Consider the following 706-nt stretch of genomic DNA (forward strand, 5'->3'; position numbering starts at 1 on the left):
CACAGGCGGCTGTAGAGCGACAGGTTTTCCAGAGGCATATAGATATCGTTCAGACTTCCGACGGTGATTGTTGGAAATGGCAGAACTCGGGTCGGCATCCGGCCAAAATGGATTGCGCCCGGATGCAGACGTTCTGTCGTCGATAGATCGCACGGTGCAACCAGCAACGCGCCCTTGATCAATTGTGCCGAGGGCCTGTCGGCGCATTTCGCAGCCAGCAGACAGCCAAGGCTGTGCGCAACGATATAGGCTGGCCCCACCTGAGCGAGAACTTCTTCAAGACGTTTCGCCCACGCTTCGATCCTTGGAGATTTCCAGTCATCCTGCTCCACCAGACGGCTTTCTGCATCATCCTTGAGCCAAAACCGCTGCCAATGTCCATCATCGGACCCATTCAATCCGGGCAGGATCAGGGTGGGTGTCATGTGATCGCTCCTCACTGTGTAACGCCGTCAGCTTTGGAAATAGCCAGATCGCTCCAGCGCGGAGATTTCCTGCGAAATCTCGGATATGCGCTGGCGCAGATCACGCCGCGCCCGGTAGTTCATTCCGGAGAAGCCCGCGTCGTCCAGGTCCAGCTTTGCTTCCAGCTGGTCCCTCATGGTTTGAAGGCGGTCAAAATGTCCAAGCAAGCTCATCATGTCCTCACATCTGAAGCGCAAAATTCCCTTGATCTGCCGATCAGGGCCGAGCAGGCATTATTATC

General features: G+C 55.9%; 2 protein-coding genes. One reads left to right on the forward strand and one right to left on the reverse strand.

The window, feature by feature from the left end:
* Positions 1-425: RBBP9/YdeN family alpha/beta hydrolase (locus AC1D17_RS29235; RefSeq protein WP_477568678.1), on the reverse strand; the 425-nt coding region annotated here is incomplete at its 3' end.
* On the opposite strand from AC1D17_RS29235, the gene AC1D17_RS29240 reads away from it, so the two are divergent.
* A partial coding sequence (locus tag AC1D17_RS29240) for a hypothetical protein (protein ID WP_477568679.1) occupies positions 426-706 on the forward strand: 281 nt, incomplete at its 3' end.

It is taken from the genome of Pararhizobium sp. P1_E7 (assembly GCF_056405855.1).